Origin of the sequence: Mycobacterium sp. ACS4331 (genome assembly GCF_001667265.1) — a bacterium.
Taxonomy (GTDB): domain Bacteria; phylum Actinomycetota; class Actinomycetes; order Mycobacteriales; family Mycobacteriaceae; genus Mycobacterium.
This window is the reverse complement of sequence record NZ_LZHW01000006.1, coordinates 62,959-70,464: the sequence shown is the minus strand read 5'-3', so window position 1 is coordinate 70,464 and position 7,506 is coordinate 62,959. Positions and strand designations below refer to the sequence as shown.

The window sequence follows — 7,506 nt, the reverse complement described above, 5'->3', positions numbered from 1 at the left end:
CGCGCGCCGCCCATGCCGCTGCGGCCCGCGCCGCCCCTGCCGCCGCCGATGATCCGGGCGTCGAACGTCCCGCCGGTCCTCGTCGCGCCGTCGGTCTACCTCCCGATGCCGCAACCTCCCCAGCATCCGAAGCCCAGGCGACGCCGGGGTATCTGGATCGCGGCCGGCACTGCGGTCGCGCTGCTGGCGATCGGCGGTTCGATCGGCGGCGTGGCCTGGTACCGGCACAGCCAGACCGAGGCGCAACTTGCGCAGATCCGCCAGACCGTAACGGACTTCGCCGCGGCCTCGGACTCGGCGGACACGCCCAAGATGGCAACCTTGATGTGCGCGGCCGAAGCCGCCGAATTCACCGACGGCGCCGACGGCGATCCGAACGCCGAACCCATCACGCCCGGCACCCGCGCGGCCGTCGAGATCGGTGCGATCTCGCTGGTCGAGAACACGGCGACCGTCGACGTCACCCGGCCGCCGATGCCCGCCGTGACGTTGACCCTCACCCGTGAAGGTGACACCTGGAAGCTGTGCAACCCCGCCGGAGATTGACGCACTCGGCAAAAACGCCCCCGCGATCGTCACAAGCTTTGTAACCTCTCCAAAACTCCGCACCGCCGAGCCTTTGGAGGCACACCGTGACGACGATGAAGCAGATCTGCCTTGGCGTGGCGGTGGCCGGCGCGGTCGCCGGTGGCGGTTCGATCGCCGGCGCCGCCGTCGCGTACGCCGAGACGGACACCGATTCGGGTTCCGGCAGTTCAAGTTCGGCCTCCAGCGCAAGCTCCAGCTCTGGCGCGGCGGGTCGCAAGTCCCTGCGCGAGCAGCGCCGGGCCGTCGTCACCGAACGGCTCAAGGTCCGCGCCGACGTCGCCGAACGCAGTGAGCGCCTGGCCGCCGCGGTCGAGGCGGCGCGCACCGCCAAGGACAGGGACCGCGACATCGAGCGCCTGGACGTCACCAAGGGGATCTCGCGGGCAGTCGATTCCATCGCCGACGCGTCGACCACCCTGCGCCGCAGCGTCGAGGTCCGGGTCGGTGAGGAACGGCGCACGCCGGCCAAGGCGCTCACCGCGTTCCTGAAGAGCCTGCCCACCCTGCCGAAGCCGGCTCCGGTCAAGGCGCCGTCGCAGCCGAGCCCGCTGCTGCCGTTCGCCCTGGCCGGCGCCAACACGACAGCCGTCTCCACCACCCGCCGCGCCGACAGTGCGCCCGAGGCCGCGGTCCAAACCACCTCTGCGCCAACGCAACGCGTGCTGGTGATCGGCGTCGACGGCGTCAACCTCAGCAAGATCCTCGATGATCCCGACACCAACGACAAGTTCATCGACCTGATGAACTCCGGCACCACGAGTGCGACCAGCATCGCCGGGCACACCACGATCTCCAACCCGTCGTGGACGGCGATCCTCACCGGCGTGTGGGACAACAAGAGCGGCGTGGTGAACAACATCTTCAACCCGGCGCCGTACAACAAGTGGCCCACGGTGTTCGACCAGTTGGAGGGCGCCAACCCGGACATCCGCACCAAGGTGATCGCCGACTGGGACGTCATCACCGACATCGCCAACGCGGGCACCTATGGCGCCGACGACGTGGTGCTGATCGGCCAGGTCGCCGGTGACAGCGACTGGTCACAGACCGACGCCAAAGTCACCGAGGAGGCCATCAAGTCGATCCTCGGCACCGAGGCGGGTTACGAAGAAGTGCCGAACTTCCTGTTCACCTATCTGGTGCAGGTCGACGAGGCCGGTCACGCGCACGGCGGCGATTCACAGCAGTACGCCGACGCCCTGGCGCGCACCGACGAGAACCTCGGCGCCATTGTGGACGCCGTGCGCGCCCGTGAGGCCGCCAGCTGCGCGGCGGGCGCCTGCGAGGAGTGGACGATCATCGTCGTCACCGACCACGGCCACCAACCGCAGGTGGGCTTCGGGCACGGGTTCCAATCACCGCGTGAGACATCGGCATTCGTCATCGCCGACGGTCCCGGCTTCGGCGTCGGCGAGATGAACCTCGGCTACGAGATCGTCGACGTCACGCCCACCGTGGTGAAGCTGTTCGGCATCGACCCGACCCTCGACGCGGACGGCAAGCCGCTGATGGACCGCAGCGGCGGCCAGGTCGACCCCGATGATCTGCAGCAGGCGCTTCAGGAGCAGATCGACAGCTACGGCTGGCCCGATCCGGCGACCACCTTCACGCTGAGCGTGCGGACGATCTTCACGAGCATCCCGTACTTCGTGGTTCAGATCACCAACTCCATCACGTCGCAGCTGAACGACATCGCCAGCCAGGGCATCCCCGTGGTGAGCCAGCTGGCCGCCGTCGTGGTCATCCCGGTTCAGCTCATCGGCGATGCGCTGTTCGCGGTGACGGATGTGATCGCACAGATCGTCGCGCGGCTGACCGGCGCGGGCGTCATCCCGCCGTCGGCGCCGTCGGAACTGCGGGAGTCGGCCGACCCGATCCTGTGGCCCGAGGCCGCGATCGCGGTCTAGTTTCCTTAAAGCGGTGACCGCGCGGATTCCAGCGAATCCGACACCTCCGCCCGCTGGGCGGCATAAAGCCCGTCGCCGCAGGGTATCCCCGACGGCATGCGGCTCAAGCGCAGCAACCTGACGGCGCCCGGCATCACCCGGCGGCGATGCGGTAAGGGGTTCGCCTACGCCGGACCGGACGGCTCGCCGCTGACCGACGACGCCACCCTGCAGCGGATCAAGGACCTCGTCATCCCGCCTGCCTGGAAAAAGGTGTGGATCAGCCCGTTCGCCAATGGGCACATCCAGGCCGTCGGCACCGATGTGGCGGGGCGTCGGCAGTACCTGTACCACGTCCGCTGGCAGCAGGAGCGGGCCGAGGAGAAGTTCGACCGGGTGCTCGAGATGTCCAAGCACCTCCCCGAATGGCGCGCGCAGGTCGCCGAGGATCTGGCCGGGCGCGGGTTGACCCGCGAACGCGTGCTGGCGCTGGCGCTGTATCTGCTGGACCGGGGCTACTTCCGCGCCGGTGGTGATCAGTACGCCGAGGAGAACGAGTCCTACGGCCTGGCCACGCTGCTGTGCGAGCACGTCGACGTGCGTGGGTCGGCGGTGGTGTTCGACTACCCCGCCAAGAGCGGGGTGCAGCGGCAGTTGGAACTTGAGGATCCCGAGGTGTCGCGCGCGGTGAAAGCCCTGCTGAAGCGCGGTTCTCGCACTGAGCGCCTGCTGGCGTGCCGAGCGGCCAACGGCTGGACGGATATTCACGCCTCTGACCTCAACGCCCGGTTCAAGGAGATGGTGGGCAACGAGTACAGCGTCAAGGACCTGCGCACCTGGCATGGGACGGTGCTCGGCGCGGCGGCGTTCGGGGATGCCGATCCCGCCACCTCCAAGCGGCAGACCAAGAAGATCGAGGCGGCTGTCATGAAGGAGGTGGCCGAGGAACTGGGCAACACGCCGGCCGTGGCGCGCGGGTCCTATGTCGATCCGCGGGTGGTGGCCGGGTACGAGCAGGGGCTGACCATCGCCTCCGCGGTGCGGCGCGCGGCCAAGGAGTCCGAACCGGCCGCCGCGCAGGCCATCCTGGAGAAGGCCACGCGCACCCTGATCAACCGGGTCGGCAAGGGCAGTGCGCCGTCACGGCGGCCGCAGGGGGAGCCGATGCCGACCGCGGCATAGGGTGGCCGCGGGTGTGCCGATGTGGATGGATCTCGGCGCAGAGGCATCCCGGGCCGTCCGCTCGCGCAGTGGGAACTTCGACGTCGTTTGGCGCGACTATCCTCGGTGAGAGCTTCAGAGGAGGTGGGCGCCGTGTTTCGACTGCGATCGAAGGAATCGATCGAGGCGACCCTGCGCCACATCGAACAGCGGGTCCTGGACGAGGTCCATCTGAGCTCATCGGTTCGGCGCACCGGCGCGGTGTCGGTGGTGGTGTTGATCCTGGCCGCCGTCACCGAGGTGATCGGGCACGGCGCAGGGTTGCCGCTGGTGGCGGCGGTGCTGGCGGCCGGTTCCGCGTTCTGTTCGACCGCCGCGCTGCGGCTTCGCCGATTCGGCTGGGCCTCGGCGGCGGCCTATCTGTCGGGGCTCACCGCGGTGGCCTCGGCGGCGGCGTTCTGGTGGTGCCAGACCAGCGGTGCCGACGCGTCGCTGCTGGTGTCGACGGCGGCGGGCGGGCTGGCCGCGGCGACGCTGACCATCGTGTGGATCTCGGTGGTGATCACCCCTGCCGCCCGTTCCCAGCCCGACATGCGGTACTCGTCACAACCCGGCCAGGAGCCCCGCTCGGGCGGCGGGACGCACACCTGGCCGCCGCCATGTGCGGGCCCGCACCCGCCCGATCAGAAGTAGTCGCTGCACCCGGCGGCGCTGCGTCCTCTGGCCCTGCATTTTTCGCCGAATAGCCCTCCGGCCAGGCGACACCGCGAGCGGCGGGCTTGCCAGGGGAGAGGTGCCTCTTTCAATTGCCCGGCTACGAGCGAATTTGCCCACTGCCTCTCCGCGCCCCGAATCGAAATTCGCTCGTAGCCGGGCAATTCAGGAGCAGGTCCCTACGCGCGGGCTCCGGAATACGCCATTCGGTGCTGTCGGTCCGGACCCGAGGGCTGCGCGGCTCCCGCCGCGGAACTCACCGACCTGTGCGGCTCCGGTCGCGGAGTCACCGGCCTCGTGCGGCCTGGCGCCGTTCGTCTGGGGCTGAAGCCCTGTGCGGCTTGGCGGCGTCCGTCCGGACCCGAAGCCTGTGCGGCTCCCGGTCCGGAGACCCAGCGGCCTCCGCAGACCCAGGTGTGTGTCTCATTTGCCCGGCTACGAGCGAATTCTGACTGGTGCGCGGGGCGGCCCAAGGTGCAATTCGCTCGTAGGCGGGCATTTGGGATATAGGTCCCGGAGCTCAGAGGCTGAGCCGAGCCGAAGCCGAACCTCAGCCGCACGCCCCCGCCCGCCCGATGCACCCACTGATCAGAAGTAGCCGCTGCCCGGAAGCCACGTTCCGCGCGTGTAGTAGGCGCCGACCGCCGCCGCCTTGTACGACGACGGGTTGTGTGACGCGAGGGTGCGCACGTTTCGCCAGTGCCGGTCCAGCAGGTATGCCTGCCGCACGATCGACGCGCCGCCGACGTCGAAGATTTGCGACGCCGACTTCTGCGCCAGCGCGTCGACGACGATCTTGGCGTTCGCGGCCTGGAGCGACGCCTCATGCGCCAGTGCCAGGTCAGGGTCGGTCTTGTCGACGTCGGCCTGGAACGCCGCGGCCAGCGCGTCGGCGGCGGCCAGCACCGTGGCCTCACCGGCGTAGGCCGCGGCGGCGATCTCGCCGATCTCCCGCTGCAGCAGCGGATCATCGGCCGGCACCGGGTTGGGCGCCCACGCGAAGCTGCGAGCGCGTGAATGCACATGCGTCACAGCATCATTGCGCAGGGCATGGATCACGCCGACCTCCAGCGCCGTCACGTACAACTGGAAGAACGCACCCGACAGGTACAGAGACTGCTCCTCGTCGTCGGCGCCCGGCGGCGCGAACTCCATGACCTCCTCGGCCCGCACCGGGACGTTCTCGAAGATCGCCGTGCCGGTGCCCGTGGCGCGCTGGCCCATACCGTCCCAGTCGTCGAGCACGGTGACGCCGGGGTGGTCGGTGGGCACCAGCACGATCACCGACGCACCGGTGGGGTCGCTGGCCAGCACCTCGGCGTAGTCGGAGTACAGCGTGCCGGTGGTGAAGAACTTCCTGCCGTTGAGCAGATAGTTGTCCCCGTCCGCGGTGAGCCTGGTCTGCCAGGTGAACCCGCCCGCGGGCGTCGAGCCGATCTCGGTGGACGCGTTGCCGATCAGCTTGCCGCTCAACGCCAGATCGATGCCCTGCTGGCGAAGCTCGCCGTCGAGCCGCAGCCGCTCCTCGATGTGCGCGAAGTGCCCGCGCAGGATGTGTGCGACGTTGACGTCGACGGTGGCGATCGCGATGACCGTCGCGAACAGTTCCCGCAGCGTCGCCCCGCCGCCGCCGAACTCGCGCGGCACCCGCAGCGCACCCAGCCCCGACTGCTTGATCAGCTCGATCACGGCGAACGGGCGCTCGCCGGTGCGCTCGCGCTCCAGCGCGCCCTCACCGATCTGCTCGATCAGCTCGGCCAGGGGCTCCGACCCATAAGTGAGCGGCTCGGCGGAAATGGCGGTCATCGGGTTGCCTCCTGGGTGACATGGCGGTAGTTGGCCGCACGGTGGGTTTCGGGAAGTCGGGGGCCACGGCCGAACAGCTTGTGCCGCAACGTCCCTTCGGTGTACTCGGTCTTGTAGGCGCCGCGGCGCTGCAGTTCGGGGATGACGTGCTCGGCGACGTCGACGAACGTTCCGGGCGTGATCACGTTGGTCAGGTTGAAGCCGTCGACGTCGGTCTCGGCGACCCACTCCTGCAGATCGTCGGCGACTTGTTTGGCGGAGCCGATGGCCATGGCCCCGTCGACGTTGATGGCGTGCTGGTCGATGAAGTCGCGCAGTGTCCACTGGCCCTGCCCGAACATCTCCACCGACGACTTGAGGAATTCGTTGTCGGTGACCTCGACCGGGTCATCCAACGAGAACTGCGAAAGGTCGGTACCCAGCCAGCCCGACCACAACGCCAGCGCGCCTTGGGGATCGGTGTAGCTGCGGAACTCGTCGTAGCGCTGCTGCGCCGCCGCCTCGGTCTCGCCGGTGACGACGACGTGGCTGTTGACGATCTTGACGTCGTATGGGTCACGCCCGGCGGCCGCGGCGCGGGCCCGGATGTCGGCGACGGCGTCGCGCAGCACCTCCTTGGTGGGGGCGCCGATGAAGATCACCTCGGCGTTCTCGGCGCCGAACTGCCGACCCCGTGTCGAGGCGCCCGCCTGGTAGAGCACCGGGGTGCGCTGCGGCGACGGCTCGCACAGGTGGATGCCCGGCACCCGGAAGTGCCTGCCCTCGTGGTTGATCGGATGCACCTTGTCCGGGTCGGCGTACTCGGCGCGGTTCGGGTCGCTGCCCACCGCGTCGTCCTCCCAGGAGCTCTCCCACAACTTGTAGAGGACTTCGGTGTATTCGTCGGCGATGTCGTAACGGTCGGCGTGCGGCGTGATGGTGTCCAGGCCGTGGTTGCGTGCCGCGCTCTCCAGATAGCCCGTGACGATGTTCCAGCCCACCCGGCCCTTGGTCAGGTGGTCCAGCGTCGACATGCGACGGGCGAACGAGTATGGGTGCTCGAATGACGTTGCGGCGGTGACCCCGAAGCCTAGGTGCTTGGTGACGGCGGCCATCGCCGGGACCACCAGCAGCGGGTCGTTCACGGGAACCTGTGCGCCCGTGCGCAGCGCGGTCTCGGGACCGCCGCCGAACACGTCGTAGATGCCCAGCACGTCGGCGATGAACAACCCGTCGAACAGGCCCTTCTCCAGCACCTTGGCCAGGTCGGTCCAGTACTCGATGTCCTTGTAGCGGCGGGCCTGAGACTCGGGATGACGCCACGTGCCCGCCACGATGTGCGTCACGCAGTTCATGTCGAACGCGTTGAGGA

General features: G+C 68.9%; 6 protein-coding genes. 4 read left to right on the top strand and 2 right to left on the bottom strand.

Annotated elements, in window-relative coordinates; genetic code table 11:
- The 4 genes from A5727_RS27750 to A5727_RS01195 all read left to right on the top strand — a co-directional run.
- A partial coding sequence (locus A5727_RS27750) for an Rv0361 family membrane protein (protein WP_197507548.1) occupies positions 1-546 on the top strand: 546 nt, incomplete at its 5' end.
- A gap of 95 nt (positions 547-641) precedes the next feature.
- Positions 642-2,495, top strand: coding sequence for an alkaline phosphatase family protein (locus A5727_RS01205; RefSeq protein WP_068243143.1), 1,854 nt, complete (start codon positions 642-644; stop codon positions 2,493-2,495).
- Between the two features lie 96 nt (positions 2,496-2,591).
- On the top strand, positions 2,592-3,656 hold the full coding sequence (locus A5727_RS01200) for a DNA topoisomerase IB (protein ID WP_068243141.1): 1,065 nt from the start codon (positions 2,592-2,594) through the stop codon (positions 3,654-3,656).
- Positions 3,657-3,788: 132 nt separating this feature from the next.
- The gene (locus tag A5727_RS01195; protein WP_068243162.1) at positions 3,789-4,328 is read left to right on the top strand and encodes a hypothetical protein; all 540 of its coding nucleotides are present in this window, start codon (positions 3,789-3,791) and stop codon (positions 4,326-4,328) included.
- A 609-nt stretch (positions 4,329-4,937) separates the two neighbouring features.
- Here A5727_RS01195 and A5727_RS01190 read toward each other — a convergent pair.
- Both A5727_RS01190 and A5727_RS01185 read right to left on the bottom strand, forming a co-directional pair.
- On the bottom strand, positions 4,938-6,155 hold the full coding sequence (locus A5727_RS01190) for an acyl-CoA dehydrogenase family protein (RefSeq protein WP_068243138.1): 1,218 nt from the start codon (positions 6,153-6,155) through the stop codon (positions 4,938-4,940).
- Positions 6,152-7,489: an LLM class flavin-dependent oxidoreductase gene (locus A5727_RS01185; protein ID WP_068243158.1), complete on the bottom strand. Its 1,338-nt coding sequence runs from the start codon at positions 7,487-7,489 to the stop codon at positions 6,152-6,154. Before A5727_RS01185 ends, A5727_RS01190 begins: the two co-directional genes overlap by 4 nt.
- Positions 7,490-7,506 lie beyond the last annotated feature (17 nt).

Excerpts from the sequence above, each read along its gene's own strand:
- A5727_RS01205 (WP_068243143.1), top strand. The coding sequence starts at position 642 with ATGAAGCAGATCTGCCTTGGCGTGGCGGTGGCCGGCGCGGTCGCCGGT.
- A5727_RS01200 (WP_068243141.1), top strand. The coding sequence starts at position 2,592 with ATGCGGCTCAAGCGCAGCAACCTGACGGCGCCCGGCATCACCCGGCGG.
- A5727_RS01190 (WP_068243138.1), bottom strand. The coding sequence starts at position 6,155 with ATGACCGCCATTTCCGCCGAGCCGCTCACTTATGGGTCGGAGCCCCTG.
- A5727_RS01185 (WP_068243158.1), bottom strand. The coding sequence starts at position 7,489 with ATGAACTGCGTGACGCACATCGTGGCGGGCACGTGGCGTCATCCCGAG.